Genomic DNA, 24,583 nt, shown 5'->3' on the forward strand with positions numbered 1-24,583 from the left:
CCTACACCCGCAGTTAATTAAAAAAGTGTGGCCGGAGGTGGTTAACTTCGGACTACGTACGGCCCGAGCAGCCTAAAAACCTCCCCGGACCATTGTTAGATGAACCACTAATTAGAACAAAACGACCTTCTAAAGTAGCATCAAGACCAAACTGCCTGATCAGTAGACATAGTGTTTCCGTAGCAGCGTCGCCCAACCAGGGTGACAATACAATTCCGCCTTCCATTTCGTGTATCCAGCTTTCCGCAAAGCCAATTTCCTCATAGGCTGTACGTCCTTGCTTTAACAAATCTGTAGCTTTAGAATCCAAATAACTATATGCTGTTTTCGAGCTGAGCACCAGTTGCATCTGTTTCACTACGCCCGTATGTAATTGGCCGATGCCACCACCAAACGTGATAGGGTGCCCGCCCCTGCTGGGCTCTACCAAGATGGCCGCCCGATCGGCATCCACACCTGTTACTCGCCAATTTTTTCCGGCAAAAACAATGGTATCCTTAGTTGTGAGAACTTTATTGATGGGTATGGAGCCTAACTTCTTACCCCGATGCAGGATAGTAAACTCACGGTCCGTTTCAAAGGCAGCGTAGAAAGTGTAATGGCTACTAATTTTTTCACCCTCCCGCCCCAGCAACAATAAACCATCCGAAGATTGTTGGATAACAGACTTTGTCCCTAAGGATTTCAGGACCCTGGAAAATATAACCGGAGAAACAGCCTCGAACGGCCCCTGACTGCATAATGCACTATAAAGGTCCTTAGCGTGTGCACCACCATGTTGGACGATGACGCTGATTATTTGCTGTACCAGGGTAGATAAGTGGAGTGCCCCCGCCCGCTCGGGCTCGTACCAATTACGGAGGAGTAGTTCCACAATAGCAATGGATTGAACTAAATCCAGACGTAGGCGGTGAGATAATGGCGACTTTGGATTAAGGTCCGACTCCGGCACGTACATCCGCAGTATAGCATCTTCTTCATCTCGACGACCAGATCGGCCTAACCGCTGTCTTAAACTAGCAACGCCATGAGGTGGTGTGATTTGAGCGACGGTGTGGACGGCACCTATATCAATGCCTAACTCAAGGGTAGAGGTACAAACGGCCGTGGTGATCTGATCCGACTTCAATCTCGCCTCAAGCGTTTCCCGAAGATTTTTGGATAGATTACCATGGTGCGGGAAAAACTGGGGCGGGATACCTTTTTCCTCGCAGCGTTCCCGAAGTTTACTAGCAAGTGCTTCAACTCGTGAGCGGCTATTGGCGAAAGCAAGGTTTGTCCGACCATTCAAGTGCCGAAACAGATCGTCAGCAATAACGTCCAGGGCAGTAGTATTCTCGTCTTCGGGGTTGACGTCGTCCGCCGAATCCGTTGTGCCCGTGGTGGTTTCTGGCGGTTTAATTTCGTATCCCTTTACTTGAATAAGGAGTCGACTCGACTCAGCGGCATCGTTGATGACACGGGCGTCTCGTTGTCGACCGGGCCGCAAGAACCGGCCGGCTTCCAACATATCCCCCAGCGTAGCAGAAAGAGCTATTCTGCAGGGCCGCCGCCGGGTGGCTAGCTCAACCCGGTGTAGTAAACTTTGTAATTGCCTTCCTCTCTCGGAGCCGATGAATACATGCAATTCATCAACTACGATATAATCCAAATTAGCAAACCAGGTAGTCACATCTTGGCTCCGCCGCACAAACAGCGCTTCTAAAGATTCGGGCGTCGTTAAAAAAACCCCGCCCGGTTTTTTGAACGCCTTTGACTTTTCGGTGGCGCTCACGTCTCCGTGCCTCCGGTGAACGGCCACCTTACAACTCTCCCCCATACTTTTAAGTCTGACGTACTGGTCGTTAATGAGCGCCTTCAATGGGCTTATACAAAGTACTTGAAAAGACCCCTTACCAACGGCATCATTTATGGACAACTCAAGGTGGGAGAAAATAGGAAGAAATGCCGCTTCCGTTTTCCCACCTGCGGTGGCGGCCGTAATGATGACGTCCTGATGCGTCGCGGAGGTTTCGTTACGTTCGCTAAGAATAGCCGGGATTGCCTCGGCCTGCAAGGAGCGTAGTTCAGACCAGCCCTGTTGATATATCCACTTTTTTGCACCGTTACTAAGTTGGTCGTAAGGAGATCGCTCACCGGGGTTCTGCATACTGAGTAATGCTTATAAAGTGAAAGCTGTCAATTCATCATCGGCATTCCCTTGAGAATTGGTACCGTCCGGTTGCTCAAGTGGGGCTAGGTCCGGGTTGGACTCAACTCCGATGCCGACATTCTCGATCAGGTCGGACCACACCGCGTCCGGGTTTTGTTTGAGTACGGCAAGTAGATCGGAGAAGGCGCGGACCGTACTACGGGGTGTTCTGAAATAGGCATCACCGATTGTTTTTTGACAGTGGAACATAAAGGATTTCAGTGCGGCGTCCGGCACGATGAGTTCATCACTTTCGGAGAATACTCGTCGGATGTTACCTAGCAAGATAAATACATCTTCCGGAGAGAGATTCTGTAAACGAATAACGGGTCCGGAAAGATCGACGAGCCCGTTTGTGGCAAAGCTATTTTCAGCAAGGCGCGTCTGCAAGGCTTCGTAACTGTAGAGACCGCGGTAAGGATCCTGCAGAAAGTCGGGCGTACCGCCAAAGATGAATCCGATATGGCTAGCTAGACCCTGAAGGCTATCGTTTAGTATCGCTAATATTTGTTCGTAGTTTCTCGTTCGAGAAACTTTGTGATTGAGTTTATACAGATTGACCAACTCGTCAGCGAGTACCATTATTCCGTTATAGCCGGCCAGTCGGACGAATTGCGAAAGAAGTTTAAGGTAGTCATACCAGTTATCATCATCAATGATCGTAGTAACGGGCAAATCTCTTTTCGCAGCGGTTTTGTTGGGGTACTCTCCACGCAACCACCGGATGGCAGCAGACTTTACAGCTTCATCGCCAGATGTGTACGCGGCGTAATAGGTTGAGATGACGGCGGCAAAATCGTGGCCACTGACGTAATCCTGTAAGGGCTGCAGGGCAGCACGAATGGCAGCCGACCCGTCCTCACCCGTAGGCACCGTACGGCTAATAAAGCGCTCTACAATGGAGGTTAATGCACCACCGTCAGGTTTCGTCCGAGTAGCCAGATTTTTAATGAACTCTGAGTACAGGGCACGTGCGTGCCCCCCGGTAGATTGCAGACGTCGATCCGGGGTCAAATCCGCCTGCACGGTTACAAGCCCTTGCTCTAGAGCCGTCAAGCGAATCAGGTTGAGAAAGAACGTTTTTCCTGAACCGTATTCACCGATAATAAACCGGATCGTGGAGCCACCGTCAGCCACGTGATTTATGTCATCGACCAAGGCGCTCAACTCACTGGCCCGACCGACTTGAATATGTTGTAGACCGCTTCGGGGCACCACGCCGGCACGTAGTGCTTGAATAAGACTGCGGCGGTCCCGGGACCGTAGTTTAGGTATGCTAGGCTGACTCAAGTAGTAATGATTTTAATTGTGGTAATATATCAGGGTTCAGTGCTACGTCCTCATCGTCATTCAAGATAAAATCGTCAAACTTCTCGAATCCCCATTCGTTAATGGTTTCCATAGCACCACCGGGCATCAAACCTCCCTCCTCAGATAACTTGACAAATGGTACTTCTCCGCTTGGGGACTTGAGCTCAAAAATCAATTTGATCAGGTTACTGTGCTTGACGTCTAATCCGGCTATCAACTTACCCGCATTAGTGTCTCTATTGTCCGCTGTATTCTCACTTTCCTCCATTTCTTCTTCAAGTTCTTCTTCAAAAATCGACGCTAAGAGGTTAGCGGCACGAGCAGTCTCAGCACGTTTAGCGGCGATTATAGAGAAATCGAGTGACAAACCGGGTTCGGCTATGATCTCTTTCGTAGTCTCTTCCTGGGGGGTATAGGGCGGTACACTAATTCCTTTCGCCCGGTTGGGTGGTGCCTGTCTTACGACCACCGGCTCGTCACTTATCGGGGGCAGGTATTTCGTATTGTTCGACTGCCTCTGTTTCAGACTATTGATATCGTTGAAAATTTCTGACTCAGCCAGACCGAGTACGGAATAGAGTTTACGCATCATTTTCAGTTCTACTTTTTCTAAGGAGCCGTCGGCCATCGCCACCCGTAAAGCAGCATCAGCTACTATTCGCCGTTGAGCCAGGGTATGGCTAATTTCCTTAGTAGCTGAACCAAGCGTTGGCGGGGCCGCCGTGTAATAATTGACCAACGCATGTAATCTCCGTCTTTCCTGATCGGTTGGCACGGAAGACTTAGCCACGTATTCGCTCATTTGCGCTAGCTCATCATCGTGAATGAGGCCATCTCCAGCCGCTACGGTAGCTAGTATCTTCAGGGTAGTTGCGGCAATAACGTAATCAGAACTCGGTGCTATATCCAGGGGTTTCATTTCCTTATACAGGACAACCGAACTGTCTACGGATAGCTTTCTCTCCCCCAATCGTATATCCGGTACAATAGCAATATCCAGCATTTCTAGCAGACTGCATAAACCAATGTTCGCCGATTTTTTTAGGGAGCCGCTTTGTAATCGTGCTGATTGACGATCATCGTAGCGGTCAAGCAACTCACAAGCCGGAATCACTACGTTCCCCGCATCGGGTACTTGCTCTTTGAGCCAGTGAATTAGGGGATCATCCAATTTTCTTACTCGGTCAGCAGCAATTTCTTGCGGGAGTAGCGCGTAAGCGGCTTTTGTGCCTATTGCTTCTGGTGATTTCCCTATAAACCTACTGTAGCGGTCGAGCTCCGTAACACAGTCTTGTACGATATCGCCGAGACTTTTGGCCATATTGGCTAATCTAGCGGTATTTCTCAGGTTATTCCCAGGCAAAAGTTCTTTTGAAAATTCACCCGCCGCAGCTTTATAAGTAATTGATAGTTTGCTTTTGTTCTCCTTTAAAGTCATACCGTCCCCATGTGCCTCAGCGTACCGCACGGCAAATAGTTCCTGCAACTCCGGGAGGCAACGACGCATTACGGTCGTCCAGCTAACGCTTTCATGGGTTAGGGCTAATTTCAGCGCCCAGGTAGAAGGTAGCGCAACTCCGTCCTTTGCCACTTGAGACAGTGCTAACCGGGTAGGTATATCGATTTCGTATTGCTCCGCGTAACGTGGGATTGATTCATAAAATGGTATCCCGTCACCCCGTTGAAACTGGTCGGCAAATAGAAAGTCAGAGAGGTAATGATTTACGGATGGACGATCACCGAAGACAACAAGTAACCTAATAACTTCTTCCCGTATTTTCCGCCGATCCGCTTCCGTAGGCTGATCGTAAAATCGCCGGTACTCAAGGCCATAAAAGTACAAAAACACGAACCCCGTCTGCGCGTCCGTATTTCTTGCACCGCTGCCCAACCAATCCAGGTAAGCTCCCCTTAGCCCGGGCTCCATGTAGCTATACCTAGGCCAATAAGACAAATCACCACCGAATTTACTTGAGGACACATTTTCTTCGGGGTCAATATAATAGCGGGTCAGACTGTAGCGGTAAGGATCATCGATTACCCCTACGTAGACGCCGCCGGGTAAGTTGCGGCCGTGCACTTCGGTAGTTGACCCGAAGGGTACCCACCGTGGTTGATCCGCCCTGCGGTTTTGCCTAGAGCTGGCAAAGTTTTCAGCGATATCGTAAGAAACATCATCTCCGCCCATGGTATTGTCAAACCCGATATTTTCAAAACTTCTAGTGCTTTCATCAGCGGAAGGGGGCTGATAACTATCTGGTCCGGCCTCTTTTCCTTTCAGAAAGATGCGGTAAAGGATGTAGAGACCCAATAGGGTGAAAAAAAGAGTCATACTAACTAGATTTGACCTACAGTGCACGGCCGAGCCTCAAGGTATAAAAACTCTAGCTAATGTTTTACGGCATATCGTGTTTAGTCGCAAAACCCTTATGTCTTTAGGTCTAATCGATAGTCACTATACCAATCCACTCTTGAGAAAAGAATTGTATTCAATTCGCTCTAGTGAAAATCCTTCGGATTTGTCAAAAGGTCAACTTCCCCGCAAACCGATCCAGCCGACCAAAAGCGCCGGCGACATCCTCCGCACTGATCTCTTCGGAAGTCCGCTGCAACCAACCACGAGCGAACTCCACCGTCTGGGAAAATATGTCTTGCTTGTAGTGATACCGGATCAGGTGAACGGTTGCCAGCAGTTCAAGCCGGAAGACACTTTCGTGGCCCTTGATTAATTTCATTACATCCTCCAGCATCTGTTGCTGGGGTTTACTCAGTTGTTGGTCGGTAAACTGGCGGACGTAGGGATACGTCTCGTTCATAAATTGTAGCGGAGAAAAGTCATCACTGGTTAATCCGGTAAAATAATGGTTATTCAGACGCTTTAGGACGGTCGCGACGGCCGGCGCGGCGGGGCCGTGCGCAGAATTGACGAACGTCACGTTAGCGCCGAACGGTCCGCCCATCCGCTTCAGAAAGTAAACCAGTTTGTGGGCGACGAAGGGCGTGACGGGAAGTCCGCTCCGCTCGTAATTGATTAGGGATTGCAGCAACATGGCGCTGCCGTGTTTCAGGGGCGTCCCGATAGCTATCGGGACGGGTGCCAGGGTATTGGGTAATACAGACGTAGGCTGGAAAATGAAAATACTATTGGACAAACCACTCAATTTTTCCTGTATAATGGCTTTAACGTCCTCCCACGGTAATCCACCCGGAGTGCAGCCGAGGGCGGGGAGGGAGACGGAGCGTGTGGGGTTGGCCAGCAAGTATTCTCGTAGTTCATCGAGCCCGGTTGCGATCCACGGTAGGCGTGATTTCAGGCGCCAGTTGGCCTGGGTAGCGAAGTTGACGATGATTCGTTCGCCGGCCGCGTCGCGGTTTTCCGTGATGAGTAAGCGCCCGGGCTTTAGTTTACCCGCTTTGCAGGCCGCGCGGTACGTTGCGTAGTTTCCTGGGTAGCGATTTTTGAATTCCAGGGCAAGACCTTTATCTGCTTTACCCACCGTGTTGACGGGGTTGACGAGTACGTCGGTAAGATGGGTGAAGAGATCGCCCCGCGTAAAGACCATGGAGGATACGTATTTGCTTCGAGCCGGCCGTCTGGCAAAAAAACCCGGCACCCGCGACCGCGCAAAATTAATTTTTGGCACGGTAGAATGATTCAATTGGTCGCCGTCCGGCAAAAACCTACGGTAAAAACAGTAGCTCCAGTGTTACCCAAACCCCGCCCGCAAGCAAATAGCCTCCCCAATCGCCAAACTAGCCGTCGCGGCGGGGCTCGGCGCGTTCAGGACGTGGAGGCTGTTTTCACCCTCCAGGATGCGGAAATCACTGCGCGTGTCTCCTTCCGGGGACAGCAGGACGGCGCGGACACCAGACCGACCGGGGCGGATATCGGCTGCCGTCAGATCCGGAAGCAATCGCTGTAGGGTGCGTAGAAACTGACGTTTACTAAAAGCGCGGTGATATTCCTTGAGACCGAAGCGCCAGTGGTTGGCGAATAATTTCCAGGTCCCGGCGTACCCGAGGGCGTCGCGGGTATCGGCGAGGTTAAAGTCCGTTTTTCCGTAGCCCTCTCGCTTAAAAGTGAATACCGCGTTGGGCCCGCACTCGACACCGCCCGCGATCATTTTTGTGAAGTGAACGCCGAGGAAGGGGAAGGCGGGGTCGGGGACGGGGTAGATGAGGCCCCGAACTTTAGCCTGGGCTTGCGGCGTGAGCTCGTAGTAATCCCCGCGAAAGCCCACAATGCGCTCGGGGACGTTCAGCCCCTGCCCCCGGGCAAGCCGGTCGGCAAAAAGGCCGCCGCAAACGATCAGCTTAGCGGCCTGAAATTTATCGGTGCCGGTGTGGACGTGGTGGGTACCCGCTTCGGTGGTGATGGAGCGAACTTCCTGACCGGTTAATACCCGTGACCGCGGTTGCAGGCGTTCAATTTCTTCGGCCATTTTGAGGGCCACCTGGCGATAATCAATAATGCCGGCCTCGGGGACGTGCAGGGCGGCAATCCCACCGCAGTGTGGCTCGACTTCTTTAAGGTCTTCCCGATCGAGCAGGCTTAGCTGACTTAGTCCATTCTGCTTTCCGGTCTCCATGATCTGGCGCAGGCGTGGCAGTTCGGCCTCTTCGGTAGCCGTGATGATCTTACCACAGATGTCGTGGGGAATATCGTGCTCACGGGCAAATTCGATCATTTGGGCCAGCCCTTTGCGGCACATCCGTGCTTTCAGCGACCCCGGCGTGTAGTACACCCCGGAATGCAGCACCCCGGAATTGTGGCCGGTCTGGTGGGTGGCGAGTGAGGGCTCTTTCTCCAGTACGGTAATCTTGAGCGAGGCGTCCGCGCGTTGGCAGGCCAGTGCGGTGGCCAGGCCTACGATTCCGCCCCCGATGATCAGCAGATCGGTCGTTTTTTGCATACGGCGAAGATAGCCATCAACTGGCGTTTGCGGTTGGGGCGCAAATCGAGGCGCGGCGAACGGCGTGTGAATAGTATCCCCGCCTGCACCGGACGAAACAATACCCCATTAAGAAATATTTTGCAACCCAATTAATCCGAGTAAGACCGCCCAAACACCCCCGCGAACGCCAGCGTCGCCCCCTAGCCGACGCTAGCGGCACCGGCCCTTCCATCCCCAGCCGGGCGAACGGTAGCCAGCACTTCCGGGCGGAAGCGAGCATCAATAAACTTCCATTCAAATCAAAACCCTGAATTAAACAATCGTGCGTGCTCAAAGCGTTACCAGTCGAGTGCGCTTAATCCACCTGATCTTTTCGCTGTACGTCCTCCTCCTGGCCTTCGTTCCCTGCCAGGATAATTTCTCGTTGGTCGCCAACGGGGCCGCCGGTTCCGTGCACGCCGAGCACCCGGACCACGACCACCCGGAGTCGGACCACGAAGACCACTGCACCCCCTTCTGTATCTGCGCCTGCTGTGGTGCCGTGCTCGATGCACCGCCCGCCCTACTCGCCTTTACGGTAACGCAGCCGTTGCCGCCGAAAGGAAGCACCCAGCCCACCACAACCCAGAATTGGAACCCCGGCACTTTCGCCGCGTCCAGCTGGCAGCCACCCCGAGCGTAGTTAAACCGTTTTAGCGGGACACCCTCGTCCCGCCGTTACCTATCGGTTTAACCGGTGGGTTTGTCCGTGCGTCAGCCTTGCAGATACGTAGCACTACGCAAATTGGCGAGACTACGGACAAGCGCATCAGCAATTCTCCTTCATGTTCGATAAGATTATCGCGTATTCCGTCCGGAATAAGCTGGTGGTCGGGTTGTTCGTCCTGGCGCTCATCGCCTGGGGCGTCTTTTCCCTGCGCCAGATCCCCATCGATGCCGTGCCCGACATCACCAACAACCAGGTTCAGATTATTACCTCCTCCCCTACCCTGGCGACCCAGGAAGTGGAACAGTTCATCACTACACCCGTCGAGCTGGCCCTGCAGAACCTCCAGGACCTGGTCGAGATCCGCTCCATCTCCCGGTTCGGGCTGTCCGTCGTCACGGTGGTGTTCGAGGAAAGCACCGATACGTACCTCGCCCGCCAACTCGTGAGCGAGCACCTCCGGGAAGCCGAAGAGAACATCCCGCCCGGGCTCGGCACCCCGAAAATGGCCCCCATTTCTACCGGCCTGGGGGAGATCTACCAGTACGTAGTCCGCACCGAACCGGGCTACGAGGACCAGTACTCGCCCACCGAATTGCGGAGCATCCAGGACTGGATCGTCAGCCGCCAACTCTCCGGCACCGAGGGCGTGGTCGAGGTAAATACCATGGGCGGTTTCCTGAAGCAGTACGAGGTGGCCGTCGATCCCGAACTACTTAAATCCGTCGGCATCACCATCAAGGATGTCTTCACCGCGCTGGAGAACAGCAACGAAAACACGGGCGGCGCCTATATCGAAAAGAACCCCCGTACTTACTACATCCGCACCAACGGCATCGTCACCAGCCTTGCGGACATTCGCAAGATCGTCGTCGACGTCCGTGGTGGCCGACCCATCACGGTCGAGGACGTGGCTACGGTCCAGTTCGGCCGGGCTCCCCGTTACGGTGCACTGGTGCGCAACGGCGAGGAGGCCGTCGGCGGCCGCGTCATGATGCTCAAAGGGGCCAACTCGGCCGCCGTCACCGAACGCGTCAAGGAACGGGTGGTCCAGATTCAGAAATCTCTCCCCGAGGGAGTCATCGTCGAGCCCTACCTGGTGCGCGACAAGCTTGTTTCCACCGCCATCGGCACGGTAGAAAAGAACCTGCTCGAAGGTGGCCTGATCGTCGTTTTCATCCTTATCCTACTGCTCGGAAACTGGCGGGCCGGGCTGATCGTCGCCTCCGTCATCCCCCTGGCGATGCTCTTCGCCATCAGCATGATGAACGTGCTCGGCATCTCGGCCAACCTGATGAGCCTCGGGGCCATCGACTTCGGGCTCATCGTCGACGGCGCGGTCATCATCGTCGAATCCATCGTCCACCGCCTCCAGGCTGGTTTTGCGGGGCAAAAGCTTAGTCAGGAACGGATGGATGCAGAAGTGACCGACAGTTCCATCAAGATTCGCAGCTCGGCCGCCTTCGGTGAAATCATTATCCTGATGGTCTACATCCCCATTCTCGCCCTCGTCGGCATCGAAGGGAAGATGTTTGCCCCCATGGCCAAGACCGTCATGCTGGCCATCGCCGGCGCGCTGATCCTGTCGTTGACCTACGTGCCGGCCATGTCCGCGCTTTTTCTGAATAAAAACATCACCAATAAGCGTACCGTCGCGGACCGGATTATCGACTTTTTTCAACGCTTGTACACGCCGGTACTGCGGGCGGCGCTGCGCTTCAAGGTAGTGTTCGTCGTTGCCACCACTGCTCTTTTCGCCGTCGCGCTCTTTGTTTTTTCCCGGATGGGCGGTGAGTTCATCCCCACCCTCGAAGAAGGGGACCTGGCCATGCAGCAGATCCTGCCGCCGGGCACCTCGCTCAGTCAAAGCATCGAGATGACCGAGTTGGTGCAGCGCAAGCTGATGGGTGACTTTCCCGAGATCGAAGGCATCGTTACCGCCATTGGTTCGGCCGAAATTCCGACCGACCCCATGCCGGTAGAAATCGGTGACTACACCATTGTCATGAAACCCAAAGAAGAATGGACGTCGGCCGGCAGCCGCCAGGAAATGTTCGGGGCCTTTGAGGAATCCCTGCGGGTTTTCCCCGGTCTCGGGCTCGAATTTTCCCAGCCCATTCAGTTGCGGTTCAACGAGCTTATGACGGGCACCAAGGCGGACATCGCCATCAAACTTTACGGCGAGGACCTGGACCTGGCCTTCTCCAAGGCAAAGGAAGCGGAACGCATCATCAGCGGTTTAGACGGCGTCGGCACGGTGACCGTAGAGCAGACCGTCGGGATGCCCCAAATCGTCGTAGATTTCGACTATCCGAAAATGGCGCAGTACGGCCTCCGGACCCGCGACGTAAACCGCGTGATCGGCACGGCCTTTGCGGGGGCCTCCGCCGGCACCGTTTACGAAGGCGAACGCCGGTTCGACCTCACCGTCCGGTTGCGGGAAGGCAACCGGGCGGGGATCGCCGACGTGCAAAACCTGTTCATTCCGTTGGAAAACGGTAGCCAGGTGCCCCTGCGCGAGATCGCGAGCATCCAACTCGTCGACGCTCCCATGCAGATCAGCCGGGAGAATACCAACCGGCGAATTGTCATCGGCGTCAACGTTGGCGACACGGACGTAGAAACGCTGGTCACCGACATCCGCGCCGCGCTCGACGGGGGCATGGAGCTGCCCGCCGGCTACTACTTCACTTACGGCGGCCAGTTCGAAAACCTTAAAGCCGCGACCGACCGCCTGGTTATTGTCGTGCCGGCGGCCCTGGCCATGATCTTCATCCTGCTGTTCTTCACCTTCGGCAGCTTCGGCCAGGCCGCGCTCATTTTCGTGGCCATCCCGCTGTCCGCCATCGGCGGCATTCTGGCGTTGGAGCTGCGCGGCATGCCCTTCAGTATTTCCGCCGGCATCGGCTTCATCGCGCTGTTCGGGGTGGCCGTGCTGAACGGCATCGTCCTGATCGGTTACTTCAATCAGCTCAAGGAAGAGGGCTGGGACGACGTGCGCGCCCGCATCATCGAGGGCACGAAAGTCCGCCTGCGGCCCGTCATCATGACGGCCTCGGTCGCCTCCCTCGGTTTCCTTCCCATGGCCCTGTCTAACTCCGGCGGTGCGGAAGTGCAACGCCCCCTGGCGACCGTCGTGATCGGTGGTTTGCTCACCGCCACCTTCCTCACGCTAATCATCCTTCCCGTTCTCTACAGTTGGATGGAAAGTTGGAAAAAGCGGCGCGGAGGCGTGGGTAAGGCCGTCGTGCTGGTCCCGCTGCTCCTGTTTTCCTTCGGGGCGCGGTCGCAGGTGCCGGGTGATTTGGAAGAGCAAGGTATCCCTACGCCAATGACCCTTACGGAAGCCCTCGCCGTGGCGAATGCCCGCAACCCGACCGTTACCGCCGCCAACCGACTGACCGAGCAGAGCCGCAGCCTGCAAAACCTGCCCTACTCCCCCGGCAACACCGACATCAGCTACCGGGGTGACGGCCTTTTTCGGGAAAACGAACAGCGGGTCAACCAATTCTCCGTCGTACAGCAGTTCGCGCACCCGGCCGCCACCCGGGCGAATAATACCGCCCAGAAGGCCATCGTGCTGGCTAACGAAGTCAGGGGCCGACTCACCGCGGCAGAACTCACGTTGGAAGTCAGTAATCGCTACTACGAACTCCAACAGCGGGAAGCATTGTTGCGGCTCTACGAAGGATTGGTCGCAACCTACGCCGAGTATTACCGCACCGCACTGATCCGCGTGGAAGCGGGCGAAGCGAACCGGCTCGAAGTCCTCAACCTGAGTTCCCGCCTACGGGAACAGGAGTTACTGGCCGAACGGGCGCGGATCGCCGTCGGGTCGTTACGCCAACGGATCGGGGTTTTGATCGGGGTCGACGGTGGCGTTACCGTCGCCGATACGCTCAGCCAGGTTGCTTCTCCCTTTACGACCGATACGTCGGCAAGTACGCTGGCCGTCCGACTTGCCGGGCAGGACATTGCCGTTGCCCGCGCCGGCATCGAACGGGCGCGCGCCGACCTCAAGCCCGGCTTTCGTCTTGGCTATGCGGCCCAACGGTATTTCGCGGGTGGTTACCTCAGCGGCATCGAGGCCGGGGTGACGCTGCCGCTTTTCAACAAAGTGACCAAGCGGCGCGTCGAAGCCCAGCGTCTGGGCGTGGCCGTTGCGGAATCCCAGCTGGAAGCCACCCGCCTGCGCCGTCGCAACCAGCAGCTGGCGGCCCTGAACGATCTCCGCGAGACCGAAGCTTCCCTGGCTTTTTACCGGGAGCAATTAAGTACGATCAACCCCGAGATCGTCCGAATTTCCCGGCTCAACTACCGGGCCGGCGAGATCAGTTACCTCGAACTGCTTAATGCCCTCGACCTCCTGGCCGACAACGGTGTCGGCTACCTCGATAGCTTACTGCTTTATAACCAGGGTGTTGCTCGGGTTCTGTTTCTTAATAAATAATGAAACTAGGGATAATGAAAACGTGGGCTGCACCCTACGCTACGGTATACGCCCCTCCGGGAATAAATAAAATAATAAAATGAATTATATAAAACGTATAGGTGCTTGGACGAATTTATCGCTACTTCCTTCTTGCTCCATCGGCTATGCTGTCTCCCCTCTGCCTTTGGAGAGGGGCCGGGGGAGAGGGATACGAGATATTCGTTTAATGGTATCGAAGTACTTAGGTGGGGGTCTTTCCGCACTGCTCCTCCTGTTCCTTCTTTGCACCTGCGACCGCGCCCAAGAAGCAGGAGATGACCAAGAAATTGGGACAGTAGTTAATAATAACAACACGGTCCAGGACGACCACGCCGACGAAGACCACGACGATCACGGCGGGGAGGAAGGGATTCACCTCACTACCCTACAGTTGGAAACCATGGACATTGGTTTCGGTGATTTCGTTAATCTGAAGATCAACGACTTTGTCTCCGCCACCGGCACCCTGGACCTGCCGCCCAATGGCTACGCCGACGTCAGTGCCCGCGCGCGGGGCTTCGTCCGTAACGCCCGCAATTACGTCGAAGGCAATTACGTGAAAAAAGGGGCCGTGCTCGGCTACCTCGAAAATCCCGATTTTATCGACCACCAGCAACATTACCTGGAAGTAATTGCGGAATTAACCTTCTTACGGCAAGAATTGGAACGCCAGGAGGTGTTACTGGCCGCCGAAGCCGGTATTTTAAAGAATGTCCAACGGCTCCGGTCCGAGGTCGCGGCGAAAACGGCTCAGCTGGCTGGCATTAAGCAGCGGCTGGAATATCTGGGCATTAGAACCGCCGGCCTTTTGCCCGATAACATCACTAATCGCATCACGCTTTTCGCTCCGCGCGCCGGCTACATTACCAGCATTGCCATGCACGAGGGGATGTACGTCGAACCCAACATTAAATTAATGGAATTAATTGACGAAAGTCATTTTCACCTCGAGCTCGACGTGTTTGAGCGGGACGTTGCCAAGATCAGCAAAGGCCAACGGTTGACTTACACCATTCCCTCCCTCGGCCCCGAACGGTACGAAGCTACCGTACACGTGATCGGCAAAGAATTTAACGAAACCAATAAGACCGTGCGCATCCACGCGCACCCGACCGGCCGGCAACCGCCGTTCGTGCGGGGCCGCTTCGTCGAAGCGCGCATCTTTCTTACCGACCAAACCGTGCGGGCCCTTCCCGAAGCCGCCGTGCTGCGCGACGGTGAATCCGCCTACATTTTCGTGGCCCCGGCCGAAAACGATGGAGACGAGGTGGCATTCGAACGCCTCCGCGTCAACCCCGGCATCACGGACGGGGGCTACACCGCCGTTCGCCTGATCGACCCACTACCGGAAACCATGCGCATCGTTACCCGGGGCGCGTACTTCGTCTACGCCCAGAGCCAGGCCGGAGAGCTCGAACACGAACACTAAAATTACCCGACAAAAATAATATCATGCGTAAAATACAACTGGACCTCCCCGTCCTCCTCCCCCAAATACCCGACGAACGCGATCAGTGCGTCACTCGCCTCCTAACCGCGCTCAATGCCGAGGGCGGCATTGAAAAAGCCCACCTTAAAGAAGGCCCTACGCCGGAAGTTTGCATACACTACGATTCCGAGCAATTGTCCCTGAAAAAAGTAAAAGCCATCGCCCGACGTACCGGGGCGGAAATTACCGGCCGCTACCGACATTTATTAGTTGACGTGACGGGTATTCGCCACCAGCGGCACGCCCGCCAACTCGGCGACCAAATTGGTAAAGCACCCGGCGTGCTGGAAGCCGTCGTATCCGGTGCCGGGGTTGCCCGGATCGAATACGACAGCACCCTGACGGACGAAAGTGCCGTGCGGACGGCAATTACTAAGACCGACCTCCGGGTGACCGGAAAAGTAACCGAGGACAATCACGCCGGCCACGACCACGGGCCCGGGGAGCACGGTAAGGAAAAACATGGGGCCGGCGACGGGCATAACCACGACCACGGCGGCATCTTCGGTGAGAATACGGAACTGTACTTCGCCATCGGTAGCGGTGTTTTCTGGCTGACGGGGCTCGTGCTCAGTTTCCTGGCCGGAGTTGCGGAGGTCATCCCTACGGTACTGTTCGTCATTGCTATTTTGCTCGGGGGATACTTCATTCTCATCGAGGCGATTCAGACCATCCGCCAGGGGAAGTTCGAGATCGACTTTTTGATGCTCGTTGCCGCCGCCGGAGCCTGCGCCCTCGGCGAATTCCAAGAAGCCGCGTTGCTGCTGTTTCTGTTCAGCATCGGCCACGCCCTGGAAAACTACGCGATGGGCCGCGCCCGCAAATCCATTGCCGCCCTCTCCGATCTCGCGCCGCCCACCGCCCTGGTCAAACGCGACGGAACGACCACTGAGGTCGGTGTGGAGGAATTAAAAATTGGCGACGTGATCGTCGTCCGGCCCAACTCGAAGATTGCCGCCGACGGTGCCGTCGTCAGCGGAACCTCCGCCGTCGACCAGGCACCGATTACCGGCGAGAGTGTCCCCGTTGACAAAAGCCCCCTACCCGACCCCTCCGCTACCCCGGAACTCGGTACGCTGGCCCCCGAACACCGCGCTTTTGCCGGCACCATCAACGGCAGTTCGCCGCTCGAGATCCGGGTGCTCAAGCTCGCTGGCGACAGCACCCTTTCCCGCCTCGTCACGCTGGTGAAGGAAGCCGAAACGCAGCAATCCCCCACCCAGCAGCTGACGGATAAGTTCGAGCGCTATTTCGTCCCCGCCGTAATTGCTTTGGTGGTCCTGTTGCTCTTTGCGTTCCTGGTGATCGACGAGCCGTTCTCCAAAAGCTTTTACCGGGCGATGGCCGTGCTGGTGGCGGCCTCCCCCTGTGCGTTAGCCATCTCTACACCTTCTGCCGTGCTAGCCGGAGTCGCCCGCGCCGCCCGGCAGGGGGTGCTCATCAAAGGCGGGCGACCGCTCGAAGACCTCGGCGGCATTAACGCCCTGGCGTTCGATAAAACCGGTACCCTGACGGAAGGCAAACCCCGGCTTACGGAAGTCATCCCGTCCGCGGGAGTGACCGAGACGGAGTTGTTAACCGTAGCCATTGCCGTTGAGGAATTGAGCGATCACCCACTGGCCGCGGCCATCGTCAAGGGGGGTAAAGAAAGGCTCGGAGGAACGGTCGATATTATTTCGGCGGAAAACCTCGAAGCCCTCACCGCCCGGGGCGTCAAGGCAACGGTCGCTGGTAAAACGGTCCACATCGGTAACCGCCGCTTGTTCCGCGAGTTGACCGAGGCCGACATCCCCGCCGAGATCGACCAGCGGATGGCTAAGTTGGAAGACACCGGTAACACCGCCATGATCGTGCACCAGGACGACCGCTACCTCGGTGTCATCTCCGTGATGGACGTTGCCCGCCCCGAAGCAAAAGCAACCCTCGCCGCGCTTAAAAAACTCGGCATCGAGAAGATGGTTATGCTCACCGGCGACCACCAGAAAGTAGCCGACGCCGTGGCCGCTGACATCGGTATCACCAACCCACTCGGCGGTTTGTTGCCCGAAGACAAAGTCGCGGCCATCGAACGGCTCCGCGCGGAAGAAGGCATGGTGGCCATGATCGGCGACGGGGTGAACGACGCCCCCGCCATGGCTAAATCCACGGTCGGCATCGCCATGGGCGCGGCCGGCTCCGACGTCGCCCTCGAAACGGCGGACGTGGCCCTGATGGCGGACCGGCTGGATAACCTTCCCTTCGCGATCGGGCTGAGCCGGAAGGCCAAGTCGATCATCAAGCAGAACTTGATCATGAGTTTGGGTATGGTGGCGATTTTGATTCCGCTTACGCTGCTGGGTATTGCGGAGATCGGCCCTGCGGTGATCGCGCACGAGGGCTCTACGCTGGTGGTGGTTGGTAATGCGCTGCGGTTGCTTGGGTATAAAGCGCCTTAGTACCGCCTTTCTTTTCCTTGACGGGTAATGTCGAGTGTTCGAATAATTGACTAGCCGCGCTGCTTACCTTATCCATCCGAACACTCGGCTGCCCGTATTTCCCCTGCACCCGCGACGCATAGCTAATCCCGCACTTAGTCGAGGCGACCGCGCAAAAAAATCAATCCAAAAACAAGCGCGGCAACCACAGCGATAATTCTGGAATCAGCGTAACCAAGGCGAGGACCAGCAAACTAACCAGCAAGAAAGGAAACCCCGCCCGGCTAACCTCCCCAATCGATACCTTGCCAATGCCCGCCGCGACGAATAAGCAAACGCCCAAAGGCGGCGTCGTGAGGCCGATCATCAAATTGAGCAGCGCAATGACGGAGAAGTGAATCGGGTCGATACCCACCGCCAACGCGACTTTGAGCAGGATCGGAAAAAGGATGAGCAAGGCGGCAATGGTCTCCATGAAAGTGCCGACGAAAATGAGTAGTAAATTGATCAGCAGCAGGACCACGTAGGGATTGGTCGAAAAGCCGAGGATTTGCCCGGAGACGATCTGCGGCAACTGCTCCGTAATCAGAATATACCCAAATAAATTAGCGAAGCCGATTAAGACCATTAACGATGCGGAGGTTTTCATGGAATCGAGAAAAACCACCATCGCCCGGCGCAACGTCAGTTTTTTATACACAAAAATACCAATGACCAGCGCATACAGCACCGCCACGATCGACGCCTCCGTTGGCGTAAACAAACCACCGATGATGCCGTAGAGAATGATCACCGTCATCAGCAAGGCCCAGAACGTATCGATGAATCCCTTGCCGATTTGCCGCAAACTACTCCGCTCATGCTTCGGGTACTGCCTTTTACGCGAGATATAGTAAGTGTACCCCAGTAAGCTAACACCCAGCAAAACACCGGGGATCGCCCCGGCCAGGAACAACTTACCGACCGACAACCCAGTCAGCGTAGCGGCAATAATCATCGACACGCTCGGCGGAATGATCGGCCCCACGGTGGACGACGAAGCCGTTACGGCACACGCGAACGCCGCGTCGTACCCTTCCTTCTTCATCGCCGGAATCATGACGGAGCCAATACTCGCGGTATCGGAAATGGCCGTCCCCGAAATACCCGCGAAAAGCATGGACGCGGCAATGTTGGCCAGCGCCAATCCGCCCCGAATGTGCCCGACCAAATGATTACAAAAAGCAATGATCTTTTCCGTCAGCCCGCCGTGGTTCATCAAATTACCGGCCATGATGAAACCGGGAATGCTCAATAAAACGAATACGTCGATGCCCGAATACATTTTCATTGGGATGACGATGAGCGGTGTGCCCTCTACGAGCAAAAAAAGCAGGCACGAGATACCCAGCGAAAAGGCAATCGGAAACCGCAGCAGGATGCAGACGGCGAAGGTGCAGAGGAGGAGCGCGATCATTGTCCGGCGGCGTTGGCGGTGAAGTATTTGCGCAGCCGGTCGACGGCGTACACCAGGAGCGACAGCCCCATAATGAGCATCCCCGCAAACGGAATCGCCATCGGAAACTTCAGGCTCGGCGAGCTCTCCGCCCAGCCCATCAGCGTGAATTGCACCGCAAAAAAGGTGAAGATGGCGAAGAGCACCACCGTGAGCAGATCGATTATAAAAGATATCCGGCGTTGCCAGGGTAGACTCATCCGGTCGTAAAAGAAATCAAAATTCACGTATTCCCCACTCCGCAGCGCCAGCCCGGCCGAGAAGCCAATGGCGATGATGAAAAACAGCCGGGCGGCCTCCTCCGTCCAGGACGGCGCGGTCGGCAGCAACAGGCGGGCAAAGATCTGGAGCAGGATGCAGCCCACGAAGCCGAGCGTGCTGAGCAGCGTCCCCCACTTCAGGGCCACACCGACGTACTTGACGAATGGCCTCATTGGATGGTGTCTTTTAGGGAGAGGTAAACTTCTTTCATCGCGGGCGAAAGGGTGTTATAAATGGCGTTCCCGTGCTTTTTCACGAAGGCGGCGCGGTCGACTTCAATAAATTCCATTCCCTTCGCTTCGAGCGCGGCGCGCACTTTGGTGTCGTTTTCCGTGAACAGTTGCCGCTCGTAGACCTGCATTTCCCGGGCGCACTCCAGGAAAATGGCTTGCAAATCCGCCGGCATCCGTTGGTAGGTTTTCTCGCCGATCACGGGGTAGGTCCAGCCGAAGTTGTGGCTGGTCAGGTTCACGTAGTCCTGCACTTCGTACATCGCCGCCATGTTGGTTAGCGGCAGCGGATTTTCCTGGGCGTTGATCACACCCTGCTGGAGGGAGGTGAATACTTCGGAAAAGGCGATGGGGGTTGTCTTGGCGCCGAGCGCATCCCAGGCGGTGATGAAGGCGGGAATACTTGGGATGCGGATGATCAATCCGCTCAGGTCGTCCGGGTGGCGGATGGGCCGGTTGGAGGTGAGGTGGCGGGGCCCGGCCTGGAAGTAGCCGACGGGCCGCAGTCCGGTTTTGGTGATCATTTCGGCGTTGATCCGCGCGCCGACCGGTCCGTTCAGCATCGCGTCGGCTTCCTCCATACTTCCCATCAGGAAGGGCATTTCACAGAAGGTCATGATTTCGGTCCAGTTGCTGAGTAGGGCGCTGGTGGTGGTCATGTCGATCACGCCGGCCTGGATCATGCGGATGGCTTCGATCTCTTTGGCGAGTTGCTCGGACGGGTAGGTTTGGAGTTTGATGCGGCCGTTGGAGCGCTCGTCGAGCAGTTCGCCGAAGTGCTCGAAGGCGCGGAACCAAGTGTGGTCTTCGGCTACCAGGAGGCTGGCGCGGAGAAGGAATTCTGGTTCGTCGGGAGCCCGGCAGCCCCACGCGCCGGTCAGGAGGAGGCCAATTAGCAGGTAGCGGAGTAGTCGGATGGCGGGGTTGGCTTTGGGTTGGTGGTAAGGAAGGGCAATTTAGTGATTGTTCGGGAGTTGGGCGCCCCGATAGCTATCGGGGCGGGTGCCGGGTTTTCTGGGGGGAGCAGCCGAAAACAGTGGGTAGCCAGTAAGTTAGGAACCGTTGTTGAGCGCAAATCTTGATCTGGGACCGTCAGGTAGATATTCCCGGCCAATCTGCGGAAGTCCCAAAGTAGGGCTACCGACCGACGCCAAAACCTTTACCACGAGCGTCAGTGTCCCTTTATCGCTACGGCAATCGGTAAGCACACGCCCCCGGCTCTTCACCAATTCTCTCTGCACCCGCGGCCGCGCAAAAAAAGCTTTCCCAAATAAAAATTTGCGTCCAGCGTGTAACGCAGTCACTCACTACGGCCATAGAAAGGTAAACCAACAATTCTTCGCCATGAGAACACTACTTACGCTCACCTTTTTATTTTCCTCGCTGCTGAGTTACGCGGGCAACGTACAGATCACCAACCTCACCCTGCAGTCGGACAACGGCCAACTGTACGTCACCTACGACCTGAGCTGGCAGAACAGCTGGCGCGTTAGCACCGGCCCGGCCAACTTCGACGCCGTCCACTTATTCGCCAAGATCAGCCGCAACGGCGGGGCCTGGGAAACGGCGCGGATGGACGACGTGCTCAACCTGCCCGCCGGCTTCACTTACGTGAGCAACGCCGACCGCGTACTCGTCCACCCCAGCGCCGATTACGCCGGCAACGTCTCGCTCAACGGCCTACGAACCGACCTGCCGACCCTCCCGACGGATAACAACGCCGACATCGAAGTCCGCATCTTCGGTATCGAAATGGTGTACATCCCCGCCGGGGGCTACTTCCTCAACGGGCTCGGTAGTTTCAACGAACGCGCTTTCAATAGCTGGTACGGCAGGACCGCCACCGGCCCGTCCGCCGACTTTACGAACTACCGGGTAACGAACGAGAACGCCATCTCCTGGGGGCCCACTCAAGTACTGGCCTTAGAACAAACCGACAGCGACGCCGGTCCCGAAACCGGTACCATCGGCGCGGACTTTCCTAAGGGAACCGAAGGCTTTTTTGTGATGAAGTACGAAACGACCCAGCAGCAGTACGCCGATTTCTACAACACCCTCACCTTTAATCAAAAGACCAACCGGGGCCTCACCATCGATGAATCTTTTCCCGGCCGCAACGAACTCACCGTCACCGACGGCGAGATGAGCACCACCCTACCCCACGTACCGGTTAACTACATAAGCACCAACGCCATGTTGGCCTACCTGGCCTGGGCAAAGATGGGCCCGCTGACGGAACTCGAATACGTCAAGGCGTGCCGGGGCCCGAACCAGCCCAGCGGCCTCGACTACGTGTGGGGGACGCAGCGCATCGCGACCACCACGTACACGATCGTCAACGAAAACTCGAGTGCCGAAACGGTCAAAGTTGGTACTAACCTGCCGCGCAACGTTGGTAACGCGATTTATATTCGAACCCGACCAACATTTATCAACGCCAGCCCAGGAAGTAGCCTCGGTCCCATCCGTACCGGCGGCATCGCGGCCGGCTCCCCCGTAGCGGCCCGCGAGGAAACGGGCGGCACTTATTACGGCGTGATGGATATGGCCGGCAACCTCCTAGAAATGACGATCAATGCCGTCAACGGGGGATCCCGAAGCCTGGGGTGGTCCGACCAGGGTAATTCCCTCAGTGCCTCCGGCGACGCGGTGGCCGACACCTGGGGCAACCCACTGGACACCGAGGAAATCATCTGCTACAAAGGAGGGAGTTTTGCCTCTAACGTACCCCGGCTCCTTATCGACGACCGCTTCAATGGCGAGATCGCCGGTACCGCATTTGGGGTATCAGGTTTCCGGGGTGTAGTCCGTATCACCGTACAGTAATGAAATACGTAATCCTAATTCTCCTCCTGTTACCTTCCCTGACTTGCCAACTCTACGGCCAGTTCCTGGGAAGCGACGACGACGGCTACGCCACGGCCGCCCGGGCTTCGGAGTTCGGCCCGCAGTTTCCCGAAGTCTACGGCGCCAGCGCTGACGACGGGTACGCCTTTGCCCTCACGAGCGCCGCCTACAGCCCCGCCGAGTTAGCCGCCCTGTTTCTGGGGAGTAGCGACGACGGCTACGCCAGCGCCGGGGCCGACATCATGACGATCATCGCCGAACTGACCGCCCTCTACCGAGGCAGCGCCGACGATGGCTACACGACCGCCCGCGCTAACCTGATGGAAAACATCGCCGGCCTGAGCGCCCTCTACCGGGGAAGCGTGGACGATGGCTACACCAGCGAAAAAGCCGATCTGAATATGATCATAAACGTGCTTGGCGCCCTCTACCGCGGGAGCGTGGACGACGGCTACGCCAGCGCCGCTACCTTTTTGGAGTTGGTGGCGCTGGAGCAAGCGTTGCTGTTCCGGGGTGGCATCGACGATGGTTACGCCACCGCCGCGGCTGCGCTGGAACTGATGGGTCCTGAACTCGCCGCGCTCTTCCGGGGCAGCGTTGACGACGGCTACGCGACGGGCGGGGTGTCGGTGATGCTGATGTCCGCCGAGTTGGCGGCACTGTTCCGCGGCAGCACGGACGACGGGTACGCCAGCGCCACGACGGCCGTTGCCCTGCCCCTGGCATTGATCTCCTTCGAGGCAATCCCGCACGAGAAATTCGTCCTGCTCAAATGGGTAACGGAGAATGAGGTGGACACTGACTTCTTCACCATCGAGCGCACGACCGACGGCGTTGCGTACACGGAGGTCGGCACCACGCTGGCCGCCGGCTTCACCGAGCCGGGCGAGCAGCCCCACTACGAGTTGCCCGACGACAGCCCGCTGCCCGGCACGAGCTACTACCGGGTCCGGACGACCGATTTCGACGGCACCTTCCAACTGAGCGGCCTGCGCGAGGTCTTTTACGAGGACGCCGCCGCAGAGTGGGATTTCCGTCTGTTCCCCAACCCTGGCGATGGCCGCACGGTCAACGTCGAGCCGGTTGGTTTTGCGGGGGATGCCGCACTGAGCGTTTACGATGTCGCCGGCCGGCTACTTCAGCAGTCGGTGGTGGTTGGCGGGGCGATTACGCCGGTTGATTTTCGGCGGAAATTGGCGGCTGGTAGTTACGTAGTTCGGCTGATGGTCGGGGGGTCGGTGCGTAGTAAATTGATTATTGTGCGGTAGGGTTTGGGGGCGCGGTCGCGGGTGCCGGGTTCTTTAGGAAGGCTCAATATCCTGGTACTTCGGTCGTTGCGAAGTGGATCTCATTTTAAACCCAAAACCGTTCTTCGTAGAGCACTTGTTCTACCCTCTCGTTGCGCAAGCCCGTTACTTCCCCGCCCGCCGCATCACCTTCGGCCCGTACCAAAGCCAGAAGCCCGATACCGTAAAAACAACCGTAGCCAGGCCCATAATGCTGGAGTAGATGACTTTAAACGTATCCCCGACAATACTCCCGTCGTGGATCTGCTCGATAAGGTCAGCGCGGCGCACGCCAATGCTCAGTAGCGCCCCGGTAGCGCCGTCGAGTTGAACTTCCCACGTATGGTCCTTGAAGAGGAATTTGACGATGCCTTTGCCCGGTCGGTAATCCAGCCGGTCGATTTCGGTGGGATGGTTGCTACCTAATGAGTCAGTTAGCGCCGTTTGGGCTAGCGTAAGTAGCCCGGCGGCCGGCAGCCATTCGGTCAGTTCGGTGGCCGTCCCGCTCCGGGTAGCCGGTTGTAAATATTCGCTGTTCTTCTTCCAGCCGAGTAGTACGCTAGTTACGCCGACTACGAAAAAGAAAACGAAGAGGGTCACGCCCGTCCAGCGGTGGAGGCGGCGGGTGCGGCGGAGCCAGGTGGCGTGGTGTTGGCGGCGGGTGGGCACGGGGGTTAGGATAGGTTAAGACGGGGTTACTTGGTCGGCGGGAATAACCTTTTTCGCGGGTAGCCCGTGACGAAAGATAATCGTAGATCGTACGACTCACCAAACATACTGTCGGTACTCGAGACAAACACAGGTTGGCGGCCACCCTTAGTTCGTATCCCCACAATCCACGAACCGACGACGAATGGCGGTTGCTTTGACTGCCTAGAAAGATACGCAACGGTCAACGGGTAGTTCAATGAGCGCGCAGGAACTAAGAAAAACCAACACTGCAAAGTTGATCGCAATCAGATCAGTTAAATCAACGACAATTAGAAT

The 24,583-nt window shown here is 56.5% G+C and carries 16 protein-coding genes; 7 read left to right on the top strand and 9 right to left on the bottom strand.

Annotated elements, in window-relative coordinates; genetic code table 11:
- Positions 1–52: 52 nt before the first annotated feature.
- The 5 genes from GGR27_RS18760 to lhgO all read right to left on the bottom strand — a co-directional run bounded on the left by GGR27_RS18760 (position 53) and on the right by lhgO (position 8,415).
- Positions 53–2,149: a DEAD/DEAH box helicase gene (locus tag GGR27_RS18760; RefSeq protein ID WP_168040230.1), complete on the bottom strand. Its 2,097-nt coding sequence runs from the start codon at positions 2,147–2,149 to the stop codon at positions 53–55.
- A 12-nt stretch (positions 2,150–2,161) separates the two neighbouring features.
- On the bottom strand, positions 2,162–3,466 hold the full coding sequence (locus GGR27_RS18765) for an ATP-binding protein (RefSeq protein WP_168040387.1): 1,305 nt from the start codon (positions 3,464–3,466) through the stop codon (positions 2,162–2,164).
- 1 nt (position 3,467) lies between these two features.
- The gene (locus GGR27_RS18770) at positions 3,468–5,834 is read right to left on the bottom strand and encodes a tellurite resistance TerB family protein (protein WP_168040232.1); all 2,367 of its coding nucleotides are present in this window, start codon (positions 5,832–5,834) and stop codon (positions 3,468–3,470) included.
- Positions 5,835–6,024: 190 nt separating this feature from the next.
- Positions 6,025–7,065, bottom strand: a complete 1,041-nt coding sequence (gene darG, locus GGR27_RS18775) for a type II toxin-antitoxin system antitoxin DNA ADP-ribosyl glycohydrolase DarG (protein ID WP_168040234.1) — start codon at positions 7,063–7,065, stop codon at positions 6,025–6,027.
- A gap of 144 nt (positions 7,066–7,209) precedes the next feature.
- On the bottom strand, positions 7,210–8,415 hold the full coding sequence (lhgO, locus tag GGR27_RS18780) for an L-2-hydroxyglutarate oxidase (RefSeq protein ID WP_168040236.1): 1,206 nt from the start codon (positions 8,413–8,415) through the stop codon (positions 7,210–7,212).
- A gap of 331 nt (positions 8,416–8,746) precedes the next feature.
- Here lhgO and GGR27_RS18785 point away from each other — a divergent pair, with 331 nt between their 5' ends.
- From GGR27_RS18785 to GGR27_RS18800, 4 genes are all read left to right on the top strand, one after another.
- Positions 8,747–9,079, top strand: coding sequence for a DUF6660 family protein (locus GGR27_RS18785; protein WP_168040238.1), 333 nt, complete (start codon positions 8,747–8,749; stop codon positions 9,077–9,079).
- Between the two features lie 142 nt (positions 9,080–9,221).
- Complete coding sequence (locus tag GGR27_RS18790) at positions 9,222–13,553, top strand: CusA/CzcA family heavy metal efflux RND transporter (protein WP_168040240.1); 4,332 nt, start codon at positions 9,222–9,224, stop codon at positions 13,551–13,553.
- 208 nt (positions 13,554–13,761) lie between these two features.
- Complete coding sequence (locus GGR27_RS18795; RefSeq protein ID WP_168040242.1) at positions 13,762–15,003, top strand: efflux RND transporter periplasmic adaptor subunit; 1,242 nt, start codon at positions 13,762–13,764, stop codon at positions 15,001–15,003.
- Positions 15,004–15,026: 23 nt separating this feature from the next.
- Complete coding sequence (locus GGR27_RS18800) at positions 15,027–17,498, top strand: heavy metal translocating P-type ATPase (protein WP_168040244.1); 2,472 nt, start codon at positions 15,027–15,029, stop codon at positions 17,496–17,498.
- A gap of 160 nt (positions 17,499–17,658) precedes the next feature.
- Here GGR27_RS18800 and GGR27_RS18805 read toward each other — a convergent pair whose 3' ends face one another.
- The 3 genes from GGR27_RS18805 to GGR27_RS18815 are packed head-to-tail and all read right to left on the bottom strand — an operon-like array spanning position 17,659 to position 20,230.
- A complete protein-coding gene (locus GGR27_RS18805; protein WP_168040246.1) occupies positions 17,659–18,933 on the bottom strand; it encodes a TRAP transporter large permease in 1,275 nt (424 codons plus the stop codon).
- Positions 18,930–19,406: a TRAP transporter small permease gene (locus GGR27_RS18810; RefSeq protein ID WP_168040263.1), complete on the bottom strand. Its 477-nt coding sequence runs from the start codon at positions 19,404–19,406 to the stop codon at positions 18,930–18,932. The genes GGR27_RS18805 and GGR27_RS18810 overlap by 4 nt, the downstream gene beginning before the upstream one ends.
- Entirely contained in the window at positions 19,403–20,230 is an 828-nt protein-coding gene (locus tag GGR27_RS18815; protein WP_245184763.1) for a TRAP transporter substrate-binding protein, read from the bottom strand. The genes GGR27_RS18810 and GGR27_RS18815 overlap by 4 nt, the downstream gene beginning before the upstream one ends.
- On the opposite strand from GGR27_RS18815, the gene GGR27_RS20210 reads away from it, so the two are divergent.
- The 3 genes from GGR27_RS20210 (at position 20,174) to GGR27_RS18825 (ending at position 23,578) form a co-directional block, all read left to right on the top strand.
- Positions 20,174–20,359, top strand: coding sequence for a hypothetical protein (locus GGR27_RS20210; protein WP_245184762.1), 186 nt, complete (start codon positions 20,174–20,176; stop codon positions 20,357–20,359). The genes GGR27_RS18815 and GGR27_RS20210 overlap by 57 nt on opposite strands.
- Before the next feature lie 448 nt (positions 20,360–20,807).
- A complete protein-coding gene (locus tag GGR27_RS18820) occupies positions 20,808–22,289 on the top strand; it encodes an SUMF1/EgtB/PvdO family nonheme iron enzyme (protein WP_168040265.1) in 1,482 nt (493 codons plus the stop codon).
- Complete coding sequence (locus GGR27_RS18825) at positions 22,289–23,578, top strand: T9SS type A sorting domain-containing protein (RefSeq protein ID WP_168040267.1); 1,290 nt, start codon at positions 22,289–22,291, stop codon at positions 23,576–23,578. Before GGR27_RS18820 ends, GGR27_RS18825 begins: the two co-directional genes overlap by 1 nt.
- A 144-nt stretch (positions 23,579–23,722) precedes the next feature.
- Here the strand turns inward: GGR27_RS18825 and GGR27_RS18830 are convergent, their stop codons facing one another.
- Entirely contained in the window at positions 23,723–24,265 is a 543-nt protein-coding gene (locus GGR27_RS18830; RefSeq protein ID WP_168040269.1) for a PepSY domain-containing protein, read from the bottom strand.
- Positions 24,266–24,583: the final 318 nt, after the last annotated feature.

Origin of the sequence: Neolewinella antarctica (assembly GCF_011927835.1) — a bacterium.
Taxonomy (GTDB): Bacteria; Bacteroidota; Bacteroidia; order Chitinophagales; family Saprospiraceae; genus Neolewinella; species Neolewinella antarctica.